Here is a 25,147-nt window from a genome sequence, read left to right on the forward strand (position 1 = left end):
CCGCAGCCTTGATGGGTGATCAGTGCCGTCCGGCAGAACCAGGGTGCGGCCCAACGGCCCGCCTCAGAGCGACGGACGAGGCGCTGGATCGGTAGCGGAGAGCCGGTAGGAACGCACGACGGCGACCACACATGCGGACAGGAGTCCGGCCAGACAGCCGCCGAGTCCGCTCAGCGCGTCCAGGGGGGATCCCCCTCCCTCCGCACCGCGCGGCGGCACCCGGCCCTTCACGTCGTACACGACGGCGATCGCGTCACCAGGCCGGGTGTTCTGCTCGCAACCGCGCCAGATGCAGACCTTCACGGGAACGCCGTTCCGGTCGATCACCGAGCAGAGACAGCGGCCACTGCCCGTGCCATCTTTCGAGCCGCTATCGACCGAGGTCACCACCACGGGCTCCACACGCCCCCGCTCCGCCAGCACAAAACCCGCTGCGGCCTGGGGCGTCCGGAGGGCCAGGCAGACCGCGAGCACCGCGACGACACCGACCAGCGCACGTCCTGCCCTCACTCCACACAGGTACAGAACGAGCAGGGCGGCACACACCAGACCGCCTTCTCCGGCGGCCAGTCCGGGGACCCCGTACCAGGCACCGGCGATCGTAGTGCCGACGACGGCGGCCGCTGCCAGACACCCGGCCAGAGTTCCCCTCGCGGTCAGCCGGAGCGGTGGCGGGCCGACGAACTCGGCCGGTCCCCACACCATGCTGCGCAGATGCTCCATCAGGTGTGGTTCCGCCGCGGTCGCGGAGTGTCGTTCACGCCGCATGCGTGCCACTCCTTTCCGCCTCGCTTCCGCCTCCGCCATCCTGGTGCGTGCGTGAACGCTCCGCACTGCCCGGCGCCGGACGGGCGGACGCGGTCCGCGTTGCCGGGATCCGGCAGCAGGGCCGGTATCATCGGCCTGTACCTGCTCGCCCCGATCGTCAAGCGCGAGCTCGGCTCCTTCCTGGAGTTCGTCCGCGCCCGCAAGGCCGGTGAGATCAGCGACGACGACGAAGACCAGGGGTCGGTGAAGACCACCCTCTGACCGCCCCCGCGGCGGCCCGGCTTCGGTACGGGCCCATGCTCACCTCGCGCCTTGGTGAGCACGGGCCCGTACGTCTGCCGTCTATGGCCGACCGGCGTGCTCCGCCCCGTCGCGCCGCCGGTCCAGGTAACCGATGGCCGGGGTCGCCATGATCCCGTGCAGCACCACCGAGATCACGACGGTCAGGGCCACGATCGCCCACAACTCCCGTTCCAGCCCGCCGAAGGAGTCCTGCCCCAACGCGTAGGACAGGTAGAACAGCGAACCGATGCCACGGATCCCGAACAGAGCGACCACGGCAGACTCCTTCTTCCCCATGGCGGTCCGTACCTGTGCCAGCCACCCGGTCAGCGGTCGCACGACCAGCAGCACCAGCACGCCCAGCACCGCGCCCATCAGCGTCAGGGCGGACAAGGCGCCGGCCACCAGGTAACCGCCGAGCAGAAACAACAGCACGGCCGTGAGCAACCGCTCAATCTGCTCGGTGAACTCGTGCAGCACCTTGTGATATCCGTGGCTGCGCTCGGCGGCCCGGATCACACAGGCGGTCACGAACACGGACACGAACCCGTAGCCGTGGAGCACCTCGGCGATGCCGTACGACATGAAGGTGGCGCCCAGCGCCACGAAGCCCTCCATGTGCTCGGACAGCCGCAGCGCCGAGGTGCGCACCCGGAAGAACATCCACCCCAGCACCCAGCCCACACCACCCCCGACGGCCAGCCCGACAGCACACCTGCCCAGCAGGTCGGTCAGAGCCCACGATCCGATCCAGTCCGTCGACCACCCCGTCCCGGCCGCCGCGGCGAGAGCGATGGCCGCGTAGACGAACGGAAAGGCGAGTCCGTCGTTCAGCCCCGCCTCACTGGTCAGGGAGAACCGCACCTCGTCCTCGTCGCGCTCGGTACCGAGCGGCTCGCCGACGCGCACCTCACCGGCCAGCACGGGATCCGTGGGCGCGAGCACAGCCCCCAGCAGCAGAGCGGCAGCGGGCGGCCAGTCGAGCAGCCCCCAGGCCAGCAGGGCGACGACCGCCACGGTCAGCGGCATCGTGATGCCCAGCAGCCGCCACGTACCGGACCAGCGGCGCCAGCCGAAGGGCCGGTCGATGGCGAGCCCAGCGCCCATCAGCGACACGATCACACACACCTCGGTGGTGTGCTCGACCCACAGGCGATCACGAACGGGATCCACGGCCGGCACGCCCAACGGCAGCAACTCGATCAGAGCCCCCGCGGCGAGGAAGACCATGGGCAGGGACAACGGCCGCTTGGACACCACCCGGGGCAGCACAGCCGCCCCCAGCGCCCCCAGGCCCAGAAAGACGTAGACCACGTCCGAAAGCGTCACTGAGACCTCCTGCCCGACGCGATCATTCCCAGGCCAGGTGTGTACCACGTCCGCACCGGTGCCTCGCCCGACTACGTCACCGAGATCGCTGCCTGCCCGTTTGCGGCGGACGAGGCGGGGGGCCGCCGGGTCCGCTGCGGCTACGGTGGTATGTGCCACTCGGGCCGGCGATCTGGGCGCTCCTGTACAACGGCGGCATCCACGCCACCGTCGCCGGGGTCGCCATGGGCCTGATCCTGCGCACGGTCCGCGACCAGGACGAGAAGGAGTCACCCCGCACGGCGAACTCGCCTTCCCCGGCCCGGCCGTCGGCGAGCACGTCAAGGCCGCCGTCCTGATCGCTTCACTCACCGCCGCCCTACTGGCCGGCCTGCTCCTGCGCCGCAGGAACGCCGTACACCGGCGCCTGCACGAGGAGGAAAACCTCGACGCGGAGCCGACGGCATCCCTGGCATCTACCAGCGCACCGAAGCTGGCGGCGCATGACCTGGCCGCCACCTCGTGCTGCCCGGGAGCGGGCCGAGGACGCTGCGTACGGGCTCGGCCATGGCCTGCCGGTCGCCGGTGAGGACCGGGAACAGCAGCTCGCCCGCCTCGGACGCAACGGGGCGACGGCCTGACTGCTGGCGGCTCACCAACCGAATGACCTTACAGCTGGTCCCCCATGCCGACTGGTTCCGGAGGATGCGGCCCGCCACCGTCCATGATGTCCTGCTCGCAGGTACGTCTGTCGTAGGACTGGTCATTGGGGATCAACAGCACTCCGGCAACCTGCTCAGGGTGTTCGACGGCGAGCCAGGCGTCGCCCGTGAGGTCACCGTCCGGCCCGAACGCCTCGGACGAATAGACCGTCTGACACCCCAACGCCACGCGTTCCTCATCGACCGCGCAGGCGTCCACTGCAGGACCGGATATCTCGTCAGCGCCGTCGAAGCGGTAGTGGAAGTGGACCTGGTCACCTTCGGAGGGCACCTGCGGATGGGGCTCAAGGCGCCAGTCAACGACCTCGGCGGTGACGCCGAGAGGCCGCCCAGACGTGTCCTCGACCTGCACCCTGACACCGGCCTCACCGCGCTCCGCCGTCGTGTCGGTGCAGCCCCAGTGGGAAGAGCAGCCTGACAGGGCGAAAATCACCAGAGCCAACGGAGCACCGGCAAGTGCCCGTGCGGGGAACACTCAGATGACCTCCAGTCAGGGTGGAGCGGAGCAGTGTACCCCGGGGTCTGACAGGTGCGGGTGACAGCGACGGGCGCCTGCGACCAGTAACGGCGGACTGACCGCATACCCCGGGGGCGACCGGTGGCGTTGGGAGAGCCGGATCTTCGGCGGGGCGTACGACGAAGCGCCGGCTCATGAGCGGCCCGTCTACGGGGCGTTGAACTTCCGTCGCAAGCCCGAAGGCGGGGCGCCGCGGTTCGGCTCTGCCCACTTCCGGCTGGCAGCCGAGACGCTGGCGCGGACCACGTTCTGCTACCCGGACAGTTTCCTTGAACCCTCGAACTTCGGTGTCGCGGCGCGCATGGGGCTCATCGAGCTCGCCCTCGCCGATCGTCAGGACGACCTGGACGACTACATCGAGGCGCAGGTCCACGGGCCTGTGCGACCGAAGTGCCACGTGGAGGCACTGGTCCTGGACCCCTGCTATCGAGGTACTGCTGTCGAGGTGGCGGCCCTGCGCCTGGGCTGCCCCGTGGAGTGGCACCCCGGCTTCCGACTCAGGGTCGAGGAACTCCTCCGTCATCCCGGCTACCGCGGTCAGGAATACGTCGACTTGGGCGCACGGATCGCCGTCGACGGCGTACTCAATCCGCGCATCGTCGCGGATGCAGCGCGTGCCGGCCACCACGACCCCCAGGCGATCAAGAAAGTGTGGCACTACCTCGCGCGTTTCGGGGCGCCTTGCAGCGTCGCTGACGATTCGGAGAGTCCGGCGCCGACGGAGGGGGCTGTACTCGATGGCCTTCGCTGAGACGCTGGTGCCGGAGGGGTTGTGGGAGTTGTTCCGGACGGGGTGACGGGCACGAGCCCCGCAATGTAACCCCGATGAAGGAGAGCACTCCCCCATGGAAAACCGGCTCAAGAACAAGAACACCGACAACACCGACGTGTGGACCGCAGTCCGGCACCTGCACAAGGCGATCGCCGCCGGGGGCGTCGACCTGAAGCTGCTCGCGCTGATCCATCTGCGCGTCAGCCAGATCAACAGCCGCTCGGCGTGCGTCTACGCCAGTGTCGCAGGAGGGAGGAAGGTCGGTGACACCGACGAGCGGCTGCACAACGTGGCGGCGTGGCCTGAGGTGCCGTTCTACACCGACGCGGAGCGCGCGGCACTGAGGCTGGCCGAGGTTGCCACCCGGCTGCAGGACGGTGCGGAGGGAGTCACCGACGAGATCTGGAACGAGGCCAACGCCCACTTCACGGAGGAGCAGATCGGCGCGATCAACCTGGAGATCGCTCTGACCAACTTCTTCAACCGGATCAACCGCACCATCAAGGATCCGGCCGGCCAGACCTGGGGCTGAGGCCAACGCGGCCCCTACTCACGGACCACGCAGTGGTGACTGAGCCACACTGGTCAGTCGCCACGTGAACAGCGCGGCGAGGAACCAGGCGAGCGCGAACCGGACCTCACGCGACTACATCGAGGCCCTGGCTCCCGGATGAGCGATGCCAGGGACACGGCTGCGGTGTCAGTCTGCTGAAGTATCCTTCCCGCCACCGCGCACCGACTGGGAGGACCAAGAGAATTGACCGGCTTGTCTGCTTTCCCCTCGCCCTTTCACGCTTCCCGTTCCCTTTCGTTCGCGACACCCCGAACGCTGCGGGAACTCCAGATGATGCAGTGCAGCGCACACATCCGTGCGAAGCCGGGGTGGGTCAACAAGATGAACGATCCCGACATCGTCGCGAGGTGGACGCGAGAAGCGGTCGCCCAGGGCCTCACCGAAGCGCAAGTCCGCTACGTGCTTGCCGAACTCGAGCATTACGCCGCACTGCGGGATGGGCGAACCGGGGTCGAGGTGTCCGCCGTCGACGGGGTGTGGCAGTCGGACACACTGGTCGACGACACGCTCAGATCGCGACTGCGCAAGGCGGTTCAGGTTCTGGAACAGGTCCCCGAAGCAGAGCAGGACTGGCATCCCGGATCCGACGGCCAGGTGTTGGATCTGGTTCATCCCTCACTTTATTGCCTAGTGAGAGGGGTGAGCGGCGCGCCCGAGCGGGCTTGGCAGAACCCGACGGACCGCTACTCGAAATACGAATTCTCGGAGAAATTCCAATGGCTGCCCACGGATGTCGACGTCAGTGACGACGGCGATGTCGCCTTCCGCTCGTACGTCAACAACGTCCACCCCGAGACTCATCGCGAACTGGCCTCCGTCCTGCCAGACTTGTTCGCGCGTATGCGCCCGCTACTGGAGAACGTGCTCACCGATTTGCGCCATGGGCGGCCCGCGCGAATCGAGGCCGATCCCTACGGCTGGTACGACTCGAAGCCAGAGTATCCAGACAAATCCTCCTACAGTGATGACGGTGCCCACGCAGAAGCCGTCCGCGTATGGGAAATGGCCCAGGACGACTGGTGGGAAAACCGCCGCCCTGTCATCCCGGACGCCCCGGCCTTCACCCCGCCCGAGCGCCCCGACGCATCCGCCCGAGTCGACCTGCGTGGCCACCGTCTCCAGGTGATCGTCAAGCTCGCCACCATTCACCTCACCCCCGACAAGCCCGAGTATCCCGGCGGATCCTGGCATGTCGAGGGAATGCTGAACGAGCGGATCGTCTCCACCGGCATCTACTACTGGGACAGCGAAAACATCACCGAAAGCCGGCTGAGCTTCCGGGCGGCGCTCGACGACCCGCACTACGAGCAGAACGACGACAACGGTCTGCGTGAGGTCTATGGCCTGGAGGACGAAGACGCGCTGAACCAGATGCTGGGATCGGCATCGACCCCAGCGGGCCGTTGTCTTGCTTTCCCGAACATCCTGCAACACCGGGTCGACTCATTCCGCCTTGTCGACCCCACCCGACCGGGACACCGCAAGATTCTCGCGTTCTTCCTGGTCGACCCATCGGAAACAATCGTCTCGACATCCGATGTGCCAGCGCAACAACCGTGGTCCGACACCTCGACCATGACGCTTGAACAGGCTGAGAACTACCGCGAACAACTCATGCGGGAACGCAAGTTCTTCGTCGACGAACACAACGAGCAGCTCTACGAACGAGAGTTCTCCCTCTGCGAGCACTGAACCCCTTGCATTCCAGATACGTCCAGGTCAGAAGGTGCGGATAGCCGGAACGACGGTGCCGTCGCAGCGGGTAGAGCATCTGGCCCACCAGAGCAGTCGCCAGGCCCTCGAAGCCCGTGGACGGCTCCCGGAGCCGGGTCTGCGGGGCAGGATCCTGTCCCGTAGGTCGGCAGGGTCCTCTTGCCTTCCTTCTAGGTTGGCGCCATGGACGACAGAGAACTCCACATCGACAAGATGACCCCGCACGAGCGCAACTACGTCCCCTCGGCCTTGTCCTCACCCGCGTCGTACGGGACGCCGTGCCGCCCGCCCCGGAAACAGCGGGGACGTGCGCACTCCCAGCACAGACCGTCTGGGGCTTCGCCTTCGCCCCGCTGTTCGCCATCCCAGCCCTGATGACCGCGGTGACCTGGTCGTACGCAAAGCGGCACCGGCGGGGACAGGCATAACCCCTACAAGGTGCCTGGCATCGTCCCAGAACGCGCCTCGGCCACCCCGAGGGCCGGTGAGGCCCTCGGAGACGGCCAGGGCCGTCGAGGTGCCGGCGTCAGCAGGGCTGGGGGATGCCGTTGCCGATGTGGGTGGGCACCGGGTCGGTCTCGCTGTAGATGTCCGTGTCCTTCATCCAGCCCCACTCGCCGTTGTCGGCCTGCGTCCAGAGCCATCGGTTCGGGTGCGGGCCGCCGATGTAGGCGCCGGTGTCCCTGCGGCACTCGAACCAGCTCGGGTTCGAGTACATCTTGCCGACCGGACGGCTGGTGTCAGGGGTGGCGTAGACCGTGGCGCCCGAGACGTTGTTGCAGTACATGCGCATGCCGCCATCGCCCCACCAGCACGGATTGGCCGCCTCGGCCGTGCCGGAGAAAACGGTGCCCAGAGCGGTGAGTGCCACGCCGGTGACGACGGCCGAGAGCTTGCGCGTGGATGTGTTCAAGGTGATCCCCCTGTGATGGAGTCGGTGGTGCGTGGTCGACAAGGACGCGCCGATGGTCTCGCTGCGAACAGTCAGCGGTTCGGGTGCGGGCCACAGTCATCGGCCGCCGCGGCGGTGCCCCCGCCTACGAGCCCCGTGCCGGCTGAGAAGGCCGCCGGCAGCAGGGCGGGGCCGGCGGGTCCGCCTGTCGATAGCCCTCAACAACCCGAGTTGCACCGCTGGTTCGACGGCCCCAACGCCGGCTTACTAGCAGGGTTTGACATACCAGACAGGGGTCCAGTTGTAGCTCGCCTCGCTGAAGGTAGCGCCAGGCGTGGTGTAGATGACGTTGCGGTTCTGGTTCTTGAACAGTGCACGGGTGCCGGGGGTCTGGTGGTTGTAGTAGGAGCCCTCGCCCGTCCAGCCCTGCAGCGCGTAGTCCTGACAGTGGTACAGGGCGAGTCGGTCACCCATGCCGAGTTGCTGACGGAACATGCAGAAGTACTCGTAGTCGCACTCCCACTGTGCCGCGGCACGGCTTCGGGCCGACGTGCTCAACTCACGCACGTACCGCTCGCCGGGAACGGTGACCGTCAGCGTGGCACCGTCGGCCAGGACAATCTCGTTCGCCGAGACCTGTCGTCCGTCCTGGCGGGAAAGGTAACGGTCCACTTTCGTCTGGAGAGCGCCGGCATCCTCTCGGCTGAGGCCGGCAGCGCGGGCCTGTTCGACGAAGGCCGCCTGGGTTTGCGTCGTCTCCGCGGATGCCGGCCCCGCCAATCCCACAGACAACACAGCCACGGCTGCCGCTGCGAGAGATCCGTACCGCTTCAATAGGGACATGCGATTCCTTTCCTGATGAAGCAAGAGGCAACTGGGAACTCGCCCAGACGCTGGTCCGGCCCCCGGGCAACGTGGTCATGATCGGACTTGCATGGTCAGGGCTATGAGAAGGCCGAGTCGGGCATGCCCGGTCTCTTCCTCCCTTCCGCGTGGATTCCGCTGCCCCGTGATTCTGAGGTTGACTCGATACGTGGGAAGCAACGGACGTGACGCACACCGGTTGTGACCTGGCGTGCGAGCCCGCCGGTAGGCGGTGCGCTCGCACGCCGATGCACTGCGGCATGTGGGGAAACGTATCCGGCCTGCCCGTCAGTGTCTTCCTGACACCTGTCAGGAAGACACTGACGCAGCACTAGGCCGGCGATACCTCGGTTGCGGTGGTCACGGCGCACTGCGACTTGCTCGATGTAGCCCTCGCCGGCCTCTTGGAGGCTCGACGAGATCTTGTCAGCGAACCTGGTCGCTCTTCGGCCCGATGCCTTCGAGCCTGGTCGGAGTTCCCTCCGGGGCGAACGAGTGGTGGAAGGTGAAGGCGTGCGGCGCGCAGCCGTGGTCGTGGAGGTGTTGCAGCTTGGAAACCCCGTCCTGCCAGGTGGGTATCACGCCGTCGGAGACCCACCAGATCACGTAATTTGGGTGCCCTGTCCTCTCGAACCAGTCGTAACGCCTGTTCAGCGCCTCACGGTGCAGACCGGTGTAGACGGCGTCGAAGGCGGGGCGCAGGTCGGTCCAGAGTGAGAGGGTCGCGGCCAGGGCGGTGGTTTCCACCGTATGGCCCTTGCCGTACCAAGTCGGTACGGCGAACTCTCCCCATGCACCCCAGTCCGCCTCGAAGAGCATGCCCCGGTCACCGTCTGCCGCTTCGGCACGCGCGAGGTACCCGGGGTGCTGACTGATCTTCCGGTAGACGGCCTCACCCCTGTCGTAGAACTCACGCGTGAGAGGTGCGGGATCGGCGAGAGGTGACTTCAGGACTCCGAATGTGTACAGCGCAAGACGGGGCATGCGTCTCTCCCTGGTTGGGGGTGCCTGGTGTGACCCCGGTTCGGTGGCTTACGCCTGGCGGCGAGGATTCGTGGGGCGTGACCAACTCATCCCGTCGCGGGTGGCGCAGCCTGAAGGAACCTGGGCGACCGTGGGCGATCGCCGAAGACCAGGTGAAGGTAGCTGCCTCTGCGGCCCATGTCGAAGTTGCGTTTTCCCTGTCCAAGTGGCCTCTTGCACCGGTCATTGCGGGGGCTGGGGCGGTGAAGGGCGGGGAAGGCTATGGGGCACCAGGGGTCCACTTCGGCCGATTGTTCGCCCGCCGTGCCCGTCCGCACCCCCTGTCCGACAGCCCCGAGTGCCGCCGAACGCGTGCGCTTGAAGAAGATGGCCTACAGCCACAAGACCGAGCACCGGATGCGGGTGCGTGCGGGCCCATCTGGCCGGCAGGGGTCGACCGTCCGGACAACGGCTTGCTCCGCGGCCCCGTCCCGCCGCAACCGGGTTCGCCTGCCCCGACCGGCTGGCATCAGACGCTGAGTGCGGTGGCCAAGGTGGTTGCCATCATGTCGATGGCGGTCTTCCCCGCCGGTACCGGGCCGGTGTGGGTGAAGTAGTGATCGGCTCCCTCGAAGACACGGTGGATGACCGGAACACCGGCGGCCTCCAGAGCCTTGGCGTAGGCGTCACCCTCCCCGCGCAGGCGGTCGTTCTCCGCGGTGATGACCAGGGCGGGAGGGAGCCCGACGAGATCATCGGCCAGTGCGGGGGAGACAAGGGGATCGGCACGGTCGGCGGGGTCGGGGACGTAGGCGGCCGTGAAGACCCGCATGAGCTGAGGACTGAGCAGCGGCTTGGCGATGAGGGACTCCTTGGTGGCCGGGTCGGCGAGCTGATCGAGCGGCGCGGAGTCGATGATCTGGAGCCGGGGGGAGAAGCTTCCGCGATCCCGGGCCATGCGACAGACCGCGGCGGTCAGGTTGGCCCCGGCACTGTGTCCGCCCACGGCAAGGCGCGAGCCGTCCCAGCCGCCCGCAGGACCGTTCTCGGCGACCCACGCGGTGACGTCGTAAGCCTGGGTGACGGGCACCGGAAACTGCCGCTGCGGGGCGACGGCGTAGTCCACGTTGATCACGACACAGTCGGCCGTGGCGGCTATGTAGCGGCAGATGTGGTCGTCCTGCTCCGGGCGGCCGACCACGAAACCACCGCCGTGGAAGTTGACGTACACGGGGGCACTTCCGGTGTCGGTCGGCGGGCGGTAGACCGTGCAGGGCACCGGGCCGGCGCCGGTCCGTACCAGGAGGGCTTCGGTGCGCTTCGGGATGTCCGTGAAACGCAGGTCCTTGTGGACGCGCGACATCATCCGGCCGAGCAGCAGTTGGACCCCTCTGGCCTGGATTCTGGGACTCAATGGCATGCCTCGGGCACCCTTCGCTACAAGTTTAAAGTAACAGGATTCCTGATAATGGACGCTTGCTCTTGTTGGCGCAATAGGCAGACAGGAGACGCCCTTCACCAGGCGGACCACACGCGAAGCGGTGAGCCAACGTGCCCAGCGGCGTGAACGGCCAGGGGTTCCTTGACCTGAAGTGTGATTGAGGTCCTAGCGTCTCGTCTGGTTGATCATCTGACGACGGGAAGACCCCCATGATCCTCGTGACCGGAGCCACCGGAAACATAGGCACTGCACTGTTGAAGGAGCTGCACGCACGCGATGTCGGTCCGCTCAGAGGACTCACCCGCCATGCCGCACGGGTGATCTTCCCTGAGGGTGTCGAGGCGGTGGAGGGTGATTTCGCGGAGCCGGCATCGCTGAAGTCCGCACTGGAAGGGGTGCGCTCACTGTTTCTTGTGTCGCGTCTGGGCTCGGACGCCGACATCCTCGAAGCCGCCCGGCAGGCGGGTGCGGAGCACGTCGTGCTGGTGTCATCGATTACCGTCCAGACCCACCCCCACCTCGGCCCCGCCGGCGAGAACCTGGCGGTAGAGCAACTGCTCAAGGCGAGCGGCATGGCCTGGACGATCCTGCGGCCGACGCAGTTCGCCTCGAACGCCCTCATGTGGGCGGCCTCCATCCGTGGCCACGAGACCGTCCGCGCTCCGTACGCGGACACCGCCCTGCCCACCATCCATCCAGCGGACATCGCGTCGGTGGCACGGGTGGCACTGACCGAGCCCGGCCATCAGGGGCAGACGTACACCTTGACCGGTCCAGAGCCGGTCACCGCCCGCCAGCAGGCCGAGGCCATCGCGGCGGTACTGGGCCGAGAGGTCCCCTTCGCCGAGATCGGCCGCCAGGAGGCCCACGCCCAGATGGCCGCGGTCTTCGGGGCCGACGCCGCGGAAGCAGTGCTGGACGTCACGGGCGGAGACGTGAACGAGGAGCTGCTGAGGGTGCGCGATACGGTTTCACAGGTCACTGGAACACCGGCCCGCACGTTTCGGCAGTGGGCTTCGGAGAACGCCGACTCCTTCCGTTGACTGGCCTGCCGACCGTCGGCACGGGGCAACCGGCCGACGGAGCCGGGCAGGTCAGTCCGTACTCCGGACCGCTGCCGCGGACCGTTCTCGGTCTTGCCTCGGAGAAGAGGTCGTTACTGAGAAGGGAGAAGGACCCCGGCCGGCGGCCGGGGCCCTCGTGTTGTGTGGTGGCCGGGGTCAGTGGCTGGTGAGTTCGCCGGTCAGCTTGCCGTGCAGGTCGGCGCTCGGGTCGTTCAAGCCGATGATCTCCACCGTCTTACCGCGCTGGGCGTACTTGGTCTCGATGGCATCGAGGGCGGCCACCGAGGAGGCGTCCCAGATGTGGGCGGCGGACAGGTCGATGACGACCCTGTCGGGACCAGCGGAGTAGTCGAACTGGCCGACGAGGTCGTTGGAGGAGGCGAAGAACAGCTCACCGGTCACGGAGTACACCACGGTGGTGCCGTCGGGGCCGGTGACGGCGGTGACGTCGGCGAGGTGGGCGACCCGCTTGGCGAAGATGACCATTGCGGTCACAGAGCCGACGACCACGCCGATGGCGAGGTTGTGGGTGGCCACCACCACGATCACGGTGATGGCCATGACGGCGATCTCACCGGTGGGCATCCGCCGAAGTGTCTTGGGGGCGATGGAGTGCCAGTCGAAGGTCGCGAACGACACCATGACCATGACGGCGACCAGCGCCGCCATCGGGATGTCGGAGACGACCGGACCGAAGACGATGCACAGCACCATCAGGAAGACACCGGCGAGGAAGGTGGAGACGCGGGTTCGAGCCCCGGAGACTTTCACATTGATCATCGTCTGGCCGATCATCGCGCAGCCGCCCATTCCGCCGAAGAAGCCGGTGACGATGTTGGCGATGCCCTGGCCGATGGACTCACGGGTCTTGGAGGAGTGGGTGTCGGTGATGTCGTCGACCAGCTTCGCGGTCATCAGCGACTCCATCAGGCCGACCAGCGCCATCGCGAACGCGTAGGGGGCGATCGTCGTCAGGGTGTCCATCGTGAACGGCACGTCGGGCAGACCCGGCACCGGCAGTGAGGACGGCAGGGCGCCCTTGTCGCCGACGGTGGGCACGGCGATCCCGGCCGCGACGGTGATGACGGTGAGGATGACGATGGATACCAGAGGGGCCGGGATCACCTTGGTGACCTTCGGGAAGAACACCATCAGCGCCAGGCCGCCGATGATCAGCGGGTACACGGCCCACGGCACGTCGTGCATCTCGGGCACCTGGGCCATGAAGATCAGGATCGCCAGGGCGTTGACGAAGCCCACCATCACCGAGCGCGGCACGAACCGCATCAGCTTCGCCACCCCCAGCGCGCCGAGCGCTACTTGGATGATGCCCGCCAGGATGACGGCGGCGGTCAGGTAGCCCAGGCCGTACTCGCGGTTCAGCGGGGCGATGACGAGCGCGACGGCGCCGGTGGCGGCGGAGATCATCGCTCGGCGGCCGCCGAAGATCGAGATGGCCACGGCCATGGTGAACGAGGCGAACAGGCCGACCGCCGGGTCCACCCCGGCGATGATCGAGAACGAGATCGCCTCGGGAATCAGGGCCAGGGCAACGACCAGGCCGGCCAGGATCTCGGTGCGCCAGACCTTCGGGTTGGTCAGCCAGTCGGGGCGTAGGCCGCGCAGTCGCGTGGCAGGAGTCACTGCGTCAGAAGACAAGGAGACGGATACCTGTCGTGCTCGGGCACACCCCACCAGCAGCCCGGGACGTGCGGGAAGTTAGCAGGGACCGGGCCGGCGCCCCGCGGACGACCCGCAGGGCGGGCCGGAGTTCGGAAGGGAAGGCGGAGGCGGGGCCTTGCGCGGAAGCGCGGCCGGGCGACTCACACCTGGTGGCGAGGCGTCACGGCGGGCAGGCGGCGGCGATCGGCGTCATGGGCTCGCGCACGCTCTCTCCTGCAAGAATCGGGATCTTCGCCGGGGGCGCCATCGGCCCCGGAACTGCAGTAGCGGGGCAGCCGAGCCGCCCTCGCCACAACAACTCTACCCTAACGTTAGAGTAGAGACTGGTGGGGTGCACGGGACGCGGCCCACCACGACGGGAAGGGCCAGGACCACGGGCGTGGATGACGAACACATGCAGATCGGTGAGGTCGCCGCGCGGACGGAGCTGTCTCTGCGCACCATCCGGCACTACGAGGAGACCGGCCTGGTCATCCCCTCCGCACGCTCCCAGGGCGGCTTCCGCCTCTACACCGAGACCGACGTCGCCCGGCTCATGGTCGTCCGCCGCATGAAACCGCTCGGCTTCACCCTGGAGCAGATGCGCGACCTCCTGGACGCCACCGATCGCCTGGACGCCGATGGCGACCTCGACACCGACGAGCGCGAGGCGCTGCTGGCTCGGGTCCGCGTCTACGAGCAGGCCGCCACCGAGCAGGTCGACAAACTCCGGATCCAGCTGGCCCGAGCTGAGGATTTCGCCGCCACCCTGGGCGCTCGCCTGGAGCAGAGAGTCCCCGCTGCACGCGCCTGACCTTCGACGGCGTCAATCAAACAACAGCTGCGCTCCGTCGCCGGAACCGATTTCGGCGTGCCCTCGCCGCGCTGGTTGTCCCGCTTCGGGGATGCCACCCGGCTGGCCGAACGCTATCGGGTCGGGCGGGTGCTGCTGGCCGGCGATGCGGCACACATCCATCCACCCACTGGCGGCCAGGGCCTCAACCTGAGCGTTCAGGACGGATTCAACCTCGGCTGGAACCTGGCCGCACAGATCCGCGGCTGGGCTCCGGAAAACACTGCTGGACACCTACGAGGCCGAACGTCATCCGGTCGCCGAGGACGTGCTGGACAACGCCCTTGCCCAGACGGCCCGCTGGGCGCGAACGTGGTCGAGCGCGACGTGGGAACCGCCACGGGCCGTCGCGGCAGACGTAGAAAGGGTCACTCGCGGACGTTTGCCCGGACCGCCTCTTCGATGGGGGTCGACCCCGTGTCGAGTTCGTTCTCTCGATGCGACTCGTCGGCTCCGTCACCACACGGACGACCGCCAGACGGACGACGAAACGACGAACGGCCTTGGGGCGCGGGGGTATTCCAAGCAGGCGGAGGCCATCCGGTTCGCCATGGCACGCCCGTTCTCACGGAGGCGGCTGCCTGCCGTCCACGCCTCCTACCCTTTCGTTGATGCAGCCTCATCTGCTGGAGGTGCCCCAAGAAGACCGGATCATGATCGCGTCACGAGGTCATGGAAAAGGGTTTGAGCGAGGCGGAGTCTCGCTGCTACGTTCTTGGTGGACCGTGAAGTCGTCGTAGGGAGGTGAGACCCGTGAACACAGTTACCCATGGGTGCTCCCTCAACCCGCCACGGTCCGGCGGCTGACGTTCGGTGTCGCCAGGAGCGCCTGAGATCGAGGCACTCCTGGAAGGAGACTCCGATGGACACGAAGCCTTTCACATCTGGCCTGAGCGAGCACGCGGTGATGATCACGCGCGTCGCGGAAGGGCAATGGCACGCGCTGGATGACGACTTGGTGGTCGGACGCGGGCATGCGGAGCACCGGCCCGACGGACGCTTGTTCGTCAGCATCGACGCCTGGCACGACGCCGTCTTCGACCGGCTCGCCGAGGCGATGCCGGCGGTACTGCCGGCGCCGCTGTACACGGTGGTCGACGAAGCCGACGTCGAGCTGACGGCCGGCTGGCGGCGGGCCGGTTTCACGATCCGGCGCCGCGAGTGGGAGTACGTCGTGCCGACCGACCCGCGGGTCACAGGGCTCAACGAAGTCCTGCCGCCTTCGGGCGTGACGATCGTGCCCGCCGGTGAGGCGGACGAGCGTCTGCTGCGGGCGGTGGACCGCGCGATCCGTGACGAAGTCGAAGCGACGGTCGGGTGGCAGTCGATGCCCGCAGAGGTGATGTCCCGCCCCGAAGGCGACACGATCGTCGACCCGTCGAAGTACGCGGTGGCCGCGGCCCCGGACCGCTACCTGGGTCTGATCCGGGTGGTGCCGGGGAACCGGCCGCGCATCGGGCTGGTCGCGGTCCGCGCCGACGAGCAGCGCCGTGGCATCGCCAGGGCGCTGCTGGCCCATGCGCTGGGGACGCTGCACCGTTCCGGGTTCGCCGCGGCCTGGACCGAAGTCCACGAGGCCAACCAGGCAGCCTCGGCACTGTTCGAGGACATCGGCGCCCGGCCGATGAGCAGCAATCTGGAGCTGGTGCGATGACGAAGAACAGGAACGTCATCGAAGTCGAGGGCAAGGTTGTCGAGTGCCTGCGCAGCGCCATGTTCACGGTGGAGCTCGAGAACGGCCACCAGGTGCTCGCGCACATCAGCGGGAAGATCCGCAAGAACTACATCAAGATCATGCTGGAGGACCGGGTGCTGGTGGAGCTTCCGCCGTACGACCTGACGCGCGGCAGGATCGTGTTCCGGTACCGGAACTAGCGGCGGTCGGCACGCTCGGCGGTAGCTGATCCGGGGGCCCTGGTCACGGCGTTTCCGTGACCGGGGCCGCCATGGTGGCTCGCAGGGCCGCGGAGCGGTCACCTCTCCAGCCGCCGCCGGCAGGCCTGGTGTGTCCCGAGCCGGTGACAGCGGCCGGCGTCGCCGCTGTCGCCACCCGCACGCTTCCGCGCTCGACCCGACCTCTCCCCCGGTGGAAGCCGCCTGAGCGACGAACGTTCCGTTACGCCCACGCTGGTGACCGGTCGTCGATGAGCCGCGGCAGGACGTCCGCCCAAGGTATTGCCCCTCCCGGCCCGCCGTGCTTATGGTCACCCCGTTTGTCGAATCGATTCGAATGATTCGAGGAAGCCGACGGACCCCCAAGACGGGCCGGTGGAGGTGGAGATGACCACGATCAAGGACGTCGCCGAGCGCGCAGGCGTCGCGCCGAGCACCGTGTCGTACGTCCTGAGCGGGTCGCGCAAAATCTCCGAGGACACCCGGCGCGCGGTGCGGGCCGCGATCGACGAGCTCGGATATCACCCGCGCGCGAGTGCGCGCACGCTGCGCAGCGCACGGACCCGGGTGCTCGCGCTGGCCGCGCCACGCGTGCCCGGGGCGTACCGGGCGATCGACGGGCGGTTCGCGATCGACGTCACCGACGCCGCCCGTGTGCACGGGTACGACGTGCTGCTGATGACGGACGGCGACGGCGTCGGTGGGCTGCGCCGGGTGGCCCGCAGCAGGCTCGCGGACGCCGCGGTGCTGATGGCGGTCGAGGACCGCGACCCCCGTGTCGAGGTCCTGCGCGAACTGGGCTTCCCCGGGGCGCTGCTCGGTCACGACGATCACGCGGCGCTGCCCTGGACCGACCTCGACTGGGAGGCCGCCGTCGCCCTCGCCGTGCGTGAGACCGCCGCTGCCGGCCACCGGCGGATCCTCTTCCTCTCGTCGGCCGAGCACGAGGTCGCCGCACGCCGTGGCTATGCCCTGCACGGCCTCGACGGCGCGCGGCGAGCGGCCGTCGAGACCGGGGCCGATGTCCGCGTGATCCCGTCCCACCTCGCCCCGGACGTCCTCGCGCGGCGGCTGAGCGAGGCGCTGGCCGCGCGGCCCGTCCCGACCGCGCTGGTCGTCCAGCACCTGATCCTCCTCCCCCGCCTGCTGGACGCGGTGGCGGCGGCCGGGTTGCGGATTCCCCACGATCTGACCGTCGTGCTCGTCGGCAGCCTCCCCGACGAGATGGGCATCCGGCATCTGCCGCGGATCGATCTGCCCGTCGCGGAGATGTCCACGGCAGTGGCCCGGCTCGCCATCGACGCGATCGGCCCCGGCCGCGACGACCGGTCATCGACTTCGCGGGAGTCCCTCGGGGCACCTGCCCCGAGCATGCCCTCCGGCGCGCCGCACCACCTGATCCAGCCGCGGATGGCCGGGCCCGTCATCGCCCCGCCGTCGCCCGGCTGACCACTCGGACCGCCCGTACGGCACGGCCGGCGACGCTTCATCGCCGGACCACCGCATGTCCACAGTCGCACATGTAACGGAGGATCAACCTTGCCGTTCTTAGGACGCAGCAGAACAGGACGCGGACGCGTTCCCGCGTTCGCCGTCACCCTTGCCTGTGTCATCGTCGCGCCAGGGCTGGCCGGCTGTGCCGCGGAGCCCGACCCGGGCACTGTCACCGTGCTCAACTCGGCGACCGACACCGCCGAACACACCGCCAATCAGCGGTTCTTCGACCGCTGCGGCAAACCGCTCGGCCTGAGGGTCGAGCAGATCAGCGTGCCCGCCGACCAGATCGCCTCCAAGGCGCTTCGGATGGCGTCGTCCGACTCGCTCACCGACATCCTGGAGCTCGACGGCTCGGAGCTGCCCCAGTTCGCACAGACCGAGGGCCTGCGGCCGCTCGACGCGGTCGGGGTCGACACCTCCGGCCTCTCCGCGAGCGCGAAGTCCCTCGGGTCCTACGACGGCACCCAGTACGGGATCGCCCGTTCCGTCAACTCCCTCGCGCTGATCTACAACACCGAGCTCCTCAAGGACGCGGGCATCGCCCCGCCCACCACCTGGAAGGAGCTGCGGGCCGCCGCGAGGAAGCTGACCGCGGGCGACACCTACGGGATGGCCTTCAGCGCGAGCCCGAACGCGGACGGCGTCTACCAGTTCCTTCCGTTCTTCTGGTCCGCCGGCGGTGACGAGGCAGAGATCGACAGCGGCAAGGGCGAGGCCGCGCTCCAGCTCTGGAAGGACCTGGTCGCCGACGGCTCCGCCTCCAGGTCCGTCGTCAACTGGAACCAGCAGGACGTCAACGACCAGTTCGTCGCGGGCCGCGCCGCCATGATGATCAACGGGCCGTGGCAGGTGCCGGTCCTCAGCGCCCAGAAGAACGTGGACTGGGCGGTCGCGAGCATCCCGGTACCCGAGGCGGGCAAGCCGGCGGTGCCGCCCATCGGGGGCACCGTCATGGCCGTACCGAAGAACGACGACGATCCGGCCCGCGAGAAGAACGCCGGCAAGGTCCTGAACTGCCTCAACTCCGAGAAGAACCAGCTCCAGTGGGGCGAATCTGTCAACAACGTGCCCACCCGCGCCACGGCCGCACAGGCGTACGCGAAGCAGAACCCGAAGCTCGCCGCGTTCGCCGAGCTCGTCACCACCGCCCGCTCCCGTACCGCGAAGGTCGGCACCGGCTGGCCGGTCGTCGGCGACGCGCTCGCGGGCGCCTTCCAGTCGGTGCTTACGGGCCGGACCAGTCCCGAACAGGCCCTGCACCGGGCCCAGCAGCAGGCTTCGGCGGGGAAGTGAGGAACCGGCCATGACCACCATCACCTCCCCGGCGCCCGCCTCGGGCGCCGCCGAAGCGAAATCCGCCGCCGGCCGCGCTCCCCTGCGCCGTGGGCTGCTGCGCTGGCTCTTCGTCGCTCCCGCGCTCGCCTACATGGCGCTCTTCTTCGGCTACCCGCTCGTCCGCAACATCGTGATGAGCTTCCAGCACTACACGCCGAAGACGTACTTCACCGGCGAGGCACCGTTCAACGGCCTCGACAACTGGCGGGCCGTCTTCGCCAACGAGCTGTTCACCGACGCCCTGTGGCACACGGCCTTGTTCACCGTCGGCTCGCTGCTCGGCCAGTTCACCATCGGCCTGACCCTCGCCGTCTTCTTCTCCCGCCGTTTTCGGCTCTCCGGCTTCGTGCGCGCCGTCCTTCTGCTGCCGTGGCTCGTGCCCATGGTCGTCTCCGCCGTCGTCTGGCGGCGCATTCTCGACCAGGACCACGGCATGCTGAACACCGCCCTCCACGCGGTCGGCCTGGTCCCGCAGGACGGCGTGCCGTGGCTGAGCAGCCCCGGTGTGGCACTGCTGTCGGCGGTCCTGGTCAACATCTGGATCGGCATCCCGTTCAACATGGTCATCCTCTACGGCGGTCTCCAGGAGATCCCGCGCGAGCTGTACGAGGCCGCGTCGCTCGACGGCTCCGGCCCATGGCGGACGTTCCGCAGCATCACGCTGCCGATGCTGCGCCCGGTGATCACCGTCGTGCTCGTGCTGGGCTTCATGTCGACGGTGAAGATCCTCGACCTGATCCTGGCGCTGACCTCGGGTGGGCCCGCGGACTCCACCCAGACGCTGGGCACGGTCACGTACCAGCTCTCGTTCCTTCAGCTCGACTTCGGCCAGGGCGCCGTGGTGGGCAATGTCCTGATCCTCATCAGCGCGGTCTTCGCCGTGCTGTACCTGCGGGCCAACCGCGCCGACTTCGGCAAGGGGAAGTGACCGACGATGAACCGACCGATGCAACGACCGGCGAGCCTTCTCCTCATGCGTTCGGTGTGGAACACCGCCGCCGCGCTGCTGATCCTCGCCGTGCTGCTCTTCCCCGTGTACTGGATGCTCAACACCGCCCTTCAGCCCGAGTCGAGCATCGCCGGCACCGAGTGGTTCCCCGTCTCACCGTCCCTGAAGAACTTCGACACGGCGATCAGCACCCAGGGTGGTTCGCTGCTCACCAGCTTCGTCGTCGCACTCGGCGCCGTGGTGGTCTGTCTCGCGCTCGCCGCGCCCGCCGCGTACGGGCTCGCCCAGTTCGGACTCCGCGGCGGGCAGGGCATCGTCTTCGCGACGCTCATCACGCAGATGGTTCCGGGCATCGTCATCGCCAACGCCCTCTACAGCGCCTATGCGCAGCTCGACCTCGTCAATTCCTATCTGGGGCTGATCCTGGCGGACGCCTCGCTCGGTCTGCCGTTCGCGGTCGTGCTGCTGCGGGCGTTCATGGTGTCGATCCCGAGCGAGGTCGTCGAGGCCGCGATGGTGGACGGCGCGAACCGCTTCACCGCGTTCGTGCGGATCGTGCTGCCCATGAGCCGCAACGCCCTGATCACCGCGGGACTGTTCACCTTCCTCTTCGCCTGGTCGGACTTCATGTTCGCGCTCACCCTCAACACCACGGACGACGTCAAGCCCATCACGCTCGGCATCTACCAGTTCGTCGGCGCACATGTCAGCGACTGGGGCGCGGTCATGGCGACCGCGGTGCTCTCCGCCGTACCGGCCGCGATCCTGCTCGTCGTCGCCCAGAAGTACATCGCCGCCGGGATCACCGGCGGTTCGGTCAAGTAGACAGGTGCCTCCCCGTGAGTTTCTCCGAGTTCCCCGAGTTCCCGGCCGGCTTCTTCTTCGGTGCCGCCACGGCCAGTTACCAGATCGAGGGCGCATACGACGAGGACGGCAGAGGCGCGTCCATCTGGGACACCTTCTGCCGTGAGCCCGGGCGCGTCGCGGACGGTGCCACCGGTGACGTCGCCTGCGACCACTACCACCGCTACCGCGAGGACATCGCGCTGCTGCGCGAACTGGGCGTGGACAGCTACCGCTTCTCCGTCGCCTGGCCGCGTGTCCAGCCGGCCGGCTCCGGCCCCGCCAACGCGGCCGGGCTCGACCTCTACGACCGGCTCGTGGACGAGCTGCTGGCCTCCGGCATCTCACCCGCCGCCACCCTCTACCACTGGGACCTCCCTCAGGCCCTGGAGGACCGGGGCGGCTGGCGGGTACGCGAGACGGCGGAGCGGTTCGCCGAGTACGCCGGGGTCGTCGCCGCCCGGCTCGGCGACCGGGTGGAGCGCTGGATCACGCTCAACGAGCCCTTCTGCAGCGCTTTCGTCGGCTACGCGGCGGGCGCCCATGCCCCGGGTGCCCGCGAGGGCCGCGGCGCGCTCGCCGCCGCGCACCATCTGCTCGTCGGCCACGGACTGGCCGTGCACGCCCTGCGCGCTGCGGGGGCACGGGAGGTCGGGATCACGCTCAACCCCGACCGGCTGCTACCGGCCACGGACTCCCCCGCCGACCTGGCCGCCGTACGCCGCGTCGAGACGCTCCACAACGACGTATGGTTCGAGCCGCTGTTCGCCGGGCGCTACCCGGAGCACGAAGCCGAGACCTGGGGCGAGTTGCTGTCCTCCCGTGACGGCTCGTACCGCCTCGACGGCGACCTCGACCTCATCGGTGCACCGCTCGACTTCGTCGGCATCAACTACTACCGCCCGATCACCGTCTCCGATGCCCCGTACCGCGACGCCGACCCCGCCACCCGTACCGCGGTCGACGTCCGGGCCGAGGAGACCTGGCGCGACGATGTCCGCCACACCACCATGGGCTGGCCCGTCGTCCCGCACACCTTCACGGATCTGCTGGTCTGCCTGACCGAGCGCTACCCCGCGCTGCCACCGCTCCTGATCACCGAGAACGGCTCGGCGGAGGCGGACACCCTCGACGCCGACGGCCGGGTCCGCGACGTGGAGCGGGTCGACTACCTTCACAGCCATCTGGACGCGCTCGCCGCCGCCCTGCGCGCGGGTGTCGACGTGCGCGGCTACTATGTGTGGTCGCTGCTGGACAACTTCGAGTGGGCCCGTGGCTACGGCCAGCGCTTCGGCATCGTCCGGGTCGACTACGACACGCAAGTACGCACACCCAAGGACAGCTACCGCTGGTACCAGCGGCTGATCGCCGCCCACCGCGCCCGCACCACCCCCGGTGAGGACCCCCGACGAAGTTCGCCGAGGGCCACTGGCTGATGCGCGACGGCTTCCATGCGTCGTACGCCGCCGAGGTCGCCGACGTCCGCGTCGACGAGGACCGGTTCACGCTCCACGCACCCGTGCGGCAGGTCACGCGCCGCGGCCACACCGTCAACAGCCCACTGCTGACCGTCTAGTGCTGGTCCCCGGCCGAGGGCGTGACGGTATCCGCACCACGCACCACGCGGGCGCTGCCGAGCGACGGTGCGACGGTCACGACCCGGGTCCCGGTCACGGCCGCCCGGGACGCCACGACGGCTTACTTCCGGACGACTCGCGACGGCGACAGGGTCACGGTCGAGGCGGAGGGAGCACCGGGGCCGTGGCAGGTGCTACGCCCCGTGCCGTTCGGCCTCGCCGGGGCGGGGCTGTGCCGTCGGTCAGCCAGTCTTTGATCTGGTCCGACTCCGTGCCGCGGAACGCAGTGATGATCATGTGGTCGCCGGCCAGCGTGTAGGCCTGCGTGTCCTGAAGCGGAAACGGCGGGGTGAACCGCGTCTCGTGGTGGCGTACCCGGTCGAAGCCCCACGTGGCCGCCTGCTGTTCGATCGTGACCGGGTCCTTGTAGGCCAGAGCGCACGCCTGGGCGAGACAGTAGGCGTGCCGCAGGCTGTAGCCGGATGCCCGGTGGTCGAGGACGACAGGAGCTGTCACGAGTTCCCTTTCGATCGAAGGATGCCCTCACCGGCCGACACTCTGCTTTTTCCGGTAACGCGCGTCCTGTCACCCGTTCACGGCGCTCGTACGGGCCTTCTTGGTGGTCTGATGGGGAACGTCCGACCCCTCCTGCAGATCGGCGGCGAACGCCTCGGCTGTCGCCTCGGCGGCAATGTCGCTCAGGTCTTCGTTGATCTCGTGAGCGACTCGCTTGGCGTCCATCGCCAGCTTCACGGAGCCCTTTACGGTCCCTCGAATCACCGGCCTGATCACCTTCTTCAGCAGGGGGGCGGAAGCCACACCGACCAAGAAGACGGGAAGCACAGGAAGCATAGTTTCTTCAGCCTTTCTCACGGCACTCCGGAATTTCACCGGAGCTATCCTCGAAATCCGAGCCTAGCCACCCAACATGGCCTCTCACCAGGCCTTCTCATATCATTCACCCGTTCGTGTGCATACCGGCTCGAGTTGATCTCATTGGCCGCCAAGTGACCTACCGTCACATGGGGCGAGCTGTGAATACCCGTCTCCACCTGAGAGATATGAGCCAGGAGTGAATGTGGAAAACACAGCAACTGACGAGACCATTGCTGCGGGCGAGCCCTCACCCGGGGAAATTCTCTACTCCGCTGAAGTGCGCCATACGAACGGGAAATGCACACTGACCATCAGCGATCATTTACACGGAGAGGTGGAGGTTTTCGTGATTCCTGCGACAGCGGTGAAGAAGTTCCCCTTCTATCTCACGATGCTCAGGAGCAAACTCTCCTGACCTCACGCCCGCCGCTGCGCCACCAAGGGCGCAGCCGGCCGGGTCTCGCTGAGCAGAGACTGGGCCAGGACGCCATAGAGGGTGTCGTTGGGTCCGTCGGCGATGCGCAGGCCCCGGATGTCGCGGAGGCGCTTCTCCATGGGGGTGCGGCGGGTGTAGCCCTCACTTCCATGCAGTTGGAGCCCAATGTCGACGGCGCGGTAGGACGCGTCTGTGGCAAGGGCCTTTGCCGCGGAGCAGGCGGCCACGTCCACCTCGTCCCCTTCCTGCTCGATGCGCTCCAACAGGGAGAAGCACCAGGCGGTGGCTGCCTGGATTTCGGCCGCCGCAATGCCGAGTCGGGACACGACGGAGGGGACGTTCGCCAGGCATGTGCGGCCGACACTGCGCCGGCGGGCTCGCGCCATCGTCTCCTCGATCGCGGCGGTCGCAGCGCCCAGGCAGACCAGCGCCATCATCAGCCGCCAGCCGGAGAAGTGGGTGTCGAAGATCCTGCGGCCGTCGCCAGGCACCCCGAGCAGGAGTTCACTGCCGACGCGTACGTCGTCGAAGCGCAGGTGGCCCAGGCTCCAGCCTCGTAGCCCGAGGGGCACGGTGGTTTCGGTCAGGACGCCGGCGGTCGCTGTCGGCAACCAGAGCGCGGAAAGCGGAACTTCACGCAGCCACGCCACGTCGGCACCCTGCACGGCGGCCTGCTCGGAGGGGACCACCTTGCAGAAGACGACGAAGCCGGTGGCCTCGTCCACACGGCCCACCAGGCCTTTCATGCCGGAGAGCACGAAATGGTCGCCGTGGTCGACCGCTACGGTGCGCAGGCCACGCAGATCCGAGCCGGAGTGCGGCTCGCTGGACGCGACGCCGGCCAACTCGCCCCCGCACACGACCTGGTCGTAGACGGCTTGAGCCACGACGGGTCTGCCGTACCGCAATGCCATGGCGCCGTGTCCCGAGCTGAAGACCTCCCGTGCGTCACAGTCCCGTCGCCCGGCCAGGAACATGGCCAGCCCCTGGGCCACGCGCGCGAGGTGCGGAGGGACGACCGCGGCCGCACCCCGGTCCCCCTCCGTCCCATGGGCATACCTTGTCCCGACGTTGGCACACACTACGTCGAACCCCGTCAGTCCGGCTTGGGCGGCACGCTTGCGCAGGTGGAGCCACGGCGGTCGAGGCGCCTCCTCGGCGACCGGCTCGGGCAGATGCATGTCGAGGAAGTCGCTGACGCGGGAGGCGAAGTCCTTCAGAGCGGGATGACGGGCGAGAACGGCGCAGGATTCCGAGAGAGACAATGGGGTGTCCTAACGGCTCATGGGACGAGGGATGTTCACCGAGATGGAGTCCGGGTGCAGTTCTCCGGTGGTGCACGGCGT

General features: G+C 68.2%; 28 protein-coding genes and 2 pseudogenes. 18 read left to right on the top strand and 12 right to left on the bottom strand.

All coding sequences use genetic code 11. From position 1 onward, the window contains the following. Positions 1–63 precede the first annotated feature (63 nt). Positions 64–768 carry a hypothetical protein gene (locus CEB94_RS01220; RefSeq protein WP_246111662.1) on the bottom strand — a complete coding sequence of 235 codons (705 nt, stop codon included), beginning with the start codon at positions 766–768 and terminating at the stop codon, positions 64–66. Positions 769–819: 51 nt separating this feature from the next. On the opposite strand from CEB94_RS01220, the gene CEB94_RS01225 reads away from it, so the two are divergent. After that, complete coding sequence (locus CEB94_RS01225; protein ID WP_175430189.1) at positions 820–1,029, top strand: hypothetical protein; 210 nt, start codon at positions 820–822, stop codon at positions 1,027–1,029. 81 nt (positions 1,030–1,110) lie between these two features. Here the strand turns inward: CEB94_RS01225 and CEB94_RS01230 are convergent, their stop codons facing one another. Continuing rightward, complete coding sequence (locus CEB94_RS01230) at positions 1,111–2,379, bottom strand: cation:proton antiporter domain-containing protein (RefSeq protein ID WP_175430372.1); 1,269 nt, start codon at positions 2,377–2,379, stop codon at positions 1,111–1,113. Between the two features lie 152 nt (positions 2,380–2,531). Here CEB94_RS01230 and CEB94_RS42105 point away from each other — a divergent pair, with 152 nt between their 5' ends. Together CEB94_RS42105 and CEB94_RS01240 are read left to right on the top strand one after the other, a co-directional pair. Then, positions 2,532–2,717 (top strand): Na+/H+ antiporter NhaA, encoded by a 186-nt coding sequence (locus tag CEB94_RS42105; RefSeq protein WP_425472412.1) that lies wholly within the window; start codon positions 2,532–2,534, stop codon positions 2,715–2,717. A gap of 144 nt (positions 2,718–2,861) precedes the next feature. Beyond that, a complete protein-coding gene (locus CEB94_RS01240) occupies positions 2,862–2,999 on the top strand; it encodes a hypothetical protein (RefSeq protein ID WP_175430373.1) in 138 nt (45 codons plus the stop codon). A 28-nt stretch (positions 3,000–3,027) separates the two neighbouring features. On the opposite strand, the gene CEB94_RS01245 is transcribed toward CEB94_RS01240, so the two are convergent. After that, entirely contained in the window at positions 3,028–3,555 is a 528-nt protein-coding gene (locus CEB94_RS01245; protein WP_175430374.1) for a hypothetical protein, read from the bottom strand. Positions 3,556–3,637: 82 nt separating this feature from the next. Here CEB94_RS01245 and CEB94_RS01250 point away from each other — a divergent pair. The 3 genes and pseudogenes from CEB94_RS01250 to CEB94_RS01260 all read left to right on the top strand — a co-directional run. Further along, a pseudogene (locus CEB94_RS01250) lies at positions 3,638–4,348 on the top strand (DUF3626 domain-containing protein); the annotation flags it as partial. 94 nt (positions 4,349–4,442) lie between these two features. Next, complete coding sequence (locus CEB94_RS01255; protein WP_175430375.1) at positions 4,443–4,901, top strand: carboxymuconolactone decarboxylase family protein; 459 nt, start codon at positions 4,443–4,445, stop codon at positions 4,899–4,901. Between the two features lie 225 nt (positions 4,902–5,126). Beyond that, positions 5,127–6,635, top strand: coding sequence for a DUF4246 domain-containing protein (locus CEB94_RS01260; RefSeq protein ID WP_175430376.1), 1,509 nt, complete (start codon positions 5,127–5,129; stop codon positions 6,633–6,635). A gap of 547 nt (positions 6,636–7,182) precedes the next feature. Here the strand turns inward: CEB94_RS01260 and CEB94_RS01265 are convergent. The 5 genes from CEB94_RS01265 to CEB94_RS01280 all read right to left on the bottom strand — a co-directional run bounded on the left by CEB94_RS01265 (position 7,183) and on the right by CEB94_RS01280 (position 10,795). Next, positions 7,183–7,569 (bottom strand): hypothetical protein, encoded by a 387-nt coding sequence (locus tag CEB94_RS01265; RefSeq protein WP_246111663.1) that lies wholly within the window; start codon positions 7,567–7,569, stop codon positions 7,183–7,185. A 246-nt stretch (positions 7,570–7,815) separates the two neighbouring features. Continuing rightward, entirely contained in the window at positions 7,816–8,391 is a 576-nt protein-coding gene (locus CEB94_RS01270; protein WP_175430377.1) for a hypothetical protein, read from the bottom strand. A 101-nt stretch (positions 8,392–8,492) separates the two neighbouring features. Beyond that, entirely contained in the window at positions 8,493–8,834 is a 342-nt protein-coding gene (locus tag CEB94_RS41830; RefSeq protein ID WP_342790402.1) for a GNAT family N-acetyltransferase, read from the bottom strand. A 4-nt stretch (positions 8,835–8,838) separates the two neighbouring features. Then, the gene (locus CEB94_RS01275) at positions 8,839–9,396 is read right to left on the bottom strand and encodes a DUF3291 domain-containing protein (protein ID WP_175430378.1); all 558 of its coding nucleotides are present in this window, start codon (positions 9,394–9,396) and stop codon (positions 8,839–8,841) included. Between the two features lie 508 nt (positions 9,397–9,904). Next, on the bottom strand, positions 9,905–10,795 hold the full coding sequence (locus CEB94_RS01280; protein WP_175430379.1) for an alpha/beta hydrolase: 891 nt from the start codon (positions 10,793–10,795) through the stop codon (positions 9,905–9,907). Between the two features lie 230 nt (positions 10,796–11,025). On the opposite strand from CEB94_RS01280, the gene CEB94_RS01285 reads away from it, so the two are divergent. Continuing rightward, positions 11,026–11,859: an NAD(P)H-binding protein gene (locus tag CEB94_RS01285; RefSeq protein WP_175430380.1), complete on the top strand. Its 834-nt coding sequence runs from the start codon at positions 11,026–11,028 to the stop codon at positions 11,857–11,859. A gap of 177 nt (positions 11,860–12,036) precedes the next feature. Here the strand turns inward: CEB94_RS01285 and CEB94_RS01290 are convergent, their stop codons facing one another. Then, positions 12,037–13,524, bottom strand: coding sequence for a SulP family inorganic anion transporter (locus CEB94_RS01290; protein ID WP_246111664.1), 1,488 nt, complete (start codon positions 13,522–13,524; stop codon positions 12,037–12,039). 418 nt (positions 13,525–13,942) lie between these two features. On the opposite strand from CEB94_RS01290, the gene CEB94_RS01295 reads away from it, so the two are divergent. The 10 genes and pseudogenes from CEB94_RS01295 (at position 13,943) to CEB94_RS01340 (ending at position 22,488) form a co-directional block, all read left to right on the top strand. Beyond that, the gene (locus CEB94_RS01295) at positions 13,943–14,356 is read left to right on the top strand and encodes a MerR family transcriptional regulator (RefSeq protein WP_175430382.1); all 414 of its coding nucleotides are present in this window, start codon (positions 13,943–13,945) and stop codon (positions 14,354–14,356) included. Between the two features lie 21 nt (positions 14,357–14,377). Next, a pseudogene (locus tag CEB94_RS01300) lies at positions 14,378–14,687 on the top strand (FAD-dependent monooxygenase); the annotation flags it as partial. Between the two features lie 570 nt (positions 14,688–15,257). Then, positions 15,258–16,049, top strand: coding sequence for a GNAT family N-acetyltransferase (locus CEB94_RS01305; RefSeq protein ID WP_175430383.1), 792 nt, complete (start codon positions 15,258–15,260; stop codon positions 16,047–16,049). Further along, positions 16,046–16,270: a translation initiation factor IF-1 gene (gene infA, locus CEB94_RS01310; protein ID WP_161241757.1), complete on the top strand. Its 225-nt coding sequence runs from the start codon at positions 16,046–16,048 to the stop codon at positions 16,268–16,270. Before CEB94_RS01305 ends, infA begins: the two co-directional genes overlap by 4 nt. Before the next feature lie 405 nt (positions 16,271–16,675). Next, a complete protein-coding gene (locus CEB94_RS01315; RefSeq protein ID WP_175430384.1) occupies positions 16,676–17,737 on the top strand; it encodes a LacI family DNA-binding transcriptional regulator in 1,062 nt (353 codons plus the stop codon). 90 nt (positions 17,738–17,827) lie between these two features. Beyond that, positions 17,828–19,078 (top strand): sugar ABC transporter substrate-binding protein, encoded by a 1,251-nt coding sequence (locus tag CEB94_RS01320; protein ID WP_246111665.1) that lies wholly within the window; start codon positions 17,828–17,830, stop codon positions 19,076–19,078. 10 nt (positions 19,079–19,088) lie between these two features. Continuing rightward, entirely contained in the window at positions 19,089–20,048 is a 960-nt protein-coding gene (locus tag CEB94_RS01325; protein ID WP_175430385.1) for a carbohydrate ABC transporter permease, read from the top strand. A gap of 6 nt (positions 20,049–20,054) precedes the next feature. Then, a complete protein-coding gene (locus CEB94_RS01330; protein ID WP_175430386.1) occupies positions 20,055–20,894 on the top strand; it encodes a carbohydrate ABC transporter permease in 840 nt (279 codons plus the stop codon). A 14-nt stretch (positions 20,895–20,908) separates the two neighbouring features. Further along, positions 20,909–22,348: a GH1 family beta-glucosidase gene (locus CEB94_RS01335; protein WP_175430387.1), complete on the top strand. Its 1,440-nt coding sequence runs from the start codon at positions 20,909–20,911 to the stop codon at positions 22,346–22,348. Next, complete coding sequence (locus CEB94_RS01340; protein WP_175430388.1) at positions 22,348–22,488, top strand: hypothetical protein; 141 nt, start codon at positions 22,348–22,350, stop codon at positions 22,486–22,488. Before CEB94_RS01335 ends, CEB94_RS01340 begins: the two co-directional genes overlap by 1 nt. A gap of 154 nt (positions 22,489–22,642) precedes the next feature. On the opposite strand, the gene CEB94_RS01345 is transcribed toward CEB94_RS01340, so the two are convergent. Both CEB94_RS01345 and CEB94_RS01350 read right to left on the bottom strand, forming a co-directional pair. Continuing rightward, on the bottom strand, positions 22,643–23,005 hold the full coding sequence (locus tag CEB94_RS01345) for an alpha/beta hydrolase family protein (protein ID WP_425472413.1): 363 nt from the start codon (positions 23,003–23,005) through the stop codon (positions 22,643–22,645). Between the two features lie 69 nt (positions 23,006–23,074). Continuing rightward, positions 23,075–23,308 carry a DUF5132 domain-containing protein gene (locus CEB94_RS01350; protein WP_342789333.1) on the bottom strand — a complete coding sequence of 78 codons (234 nt, stop codon included), beginning with the start codon at positions 23,306–23,308 and terminating at the stop codon, positions 23,075–23,077. 259 nt (positions 23,309–23,567) lie between these two features. Here CEB94_RS01350 and CEB94_RS01355 point away from each other — a divergent pair, with 259 nt between their 5' ends. Then, entirely contained in the window at positions 23,568–23,780 is a 213-nt protein-coding gene (locus tag CEB94_RS01355; RefSeq protein ID WP_175430389.1) for a hypothetical protein, read from the top strand. A gap of 2 nt (positions 23,781–23,782) precedes the next feature. Here the strand turns inward: CEB94_RS01355 and CEB94_RS01360 are convergent, their stop codons facing one another. Then, positions 23,783–25,066: an acyl-CoA dehydrogenase family protein gene (locus tag CEB94_RS01360; protein WP_246111668.1), complete on the bottom strand. Its 1,284-nt coding sequence runs from the start codon at positions 25,064–25,066 to the stop codon at positions 23,783–23,785. Between the last annotated feature and the right edge of the window lie 81 nt (positions 25,067–25,147).

It is taken from the genome of Streptomyces hawaiiensis (assembly GCF_004803895.1).
Classification (GTDB): Bacteria; Actinomycetota; Actinomycetes; order Streptomycetales; family Streptomycetaceae; genus Streptomyces; species Streptomyces hawaiiensis.

Coding starts and splice junctions, on each gene's coding strand:
- CEB94_RS01285 (WP_175430380.1), top strand. CDS start 11,026: ATGATCCTCGTGACCGGAGCCACCGGAAACATAGGCACTGCACTGTTG.
- CEB94_RS01315 (WP_175430384.1), top strand. CDS start 16,676: ATGACCACGATCAAGGACGTCGCCGAGCGCGCAGGCGTCGCGCCGAGC.
- CEB94_RS01275 (WP_175430378.1), bottom strand. CDS start 9,396: ATGCCCCGTCTTGCGCTGTACACATTCGGAGTCCTGAAGTCACCTCTC.
- CEB94_RS01325 (WP_175430385.1), top strand. CDS start 19,089: ATGACCACCATCACCTCCCCGGCGCCCGCCTCGGGCGCCGCCGAAGCG.
- CEB94_RS01340 (WP_175430388.1), top strand. CDS start 22,348: ATGCGCGACGGCTTCCATGCGTCGTACGCCGCCGAGGTCGCCGACGTC.
- infA (WP_161241757.1), top strand. CDS start 16,046: ATGACGAAGAACAGGAACGTCATCGAAGTCGAGGGCAAGGTTGTCGAG.
- CEB94_RS01280 (WP_175430379.1), bottom strand. CDS start 10,795: ATGCCATTGAGTCCCAGAATCCAGGCCAGAGGGGTCCAACTGCTGCTC.
- CEB94_RS01255 (WP_175430375.1), top strand. CDS start 4,443: ATGGAAAACCGGCTCAAGAACAAGAACACCGACAACACCGACGTGTGG.
- CEB94_RS01270 (WP_175430377.1), bottom strand. CDS start 8,391: ATGTCCCTATTGAAGCGGTACGGATCTCTCGCAGCGGCAGCCGTGGCT.
- CEB94_RS01220 (WP_246111662.1), bottom strand. CDS start 768: ATGCGGCGTGAACGACACTCCGCGACCGCGGCGGAACCACACCTGATG.
- CEB94_RS01240 (WP_175430373.1), top strand. CDS start 2,862: ATGACCTGGCCGCCACCTCGTGCTGCCCGGGAGCGGGCCGAGGACGCT.
- CEB94_RS01305 (WP_175430383.1), top strand. CDS start 15,258: ATGGACACGAAGCCTTTCACATCTGGCCTGAGCGAGCACGCGGTGATG.
- CEB94_RS01330 (WP_175430386.1), top strand. CDS start 20,055: ATGAACCGACCGATGCAACGACCGGCGAGCCTTCTCCTCATGCGTTCG.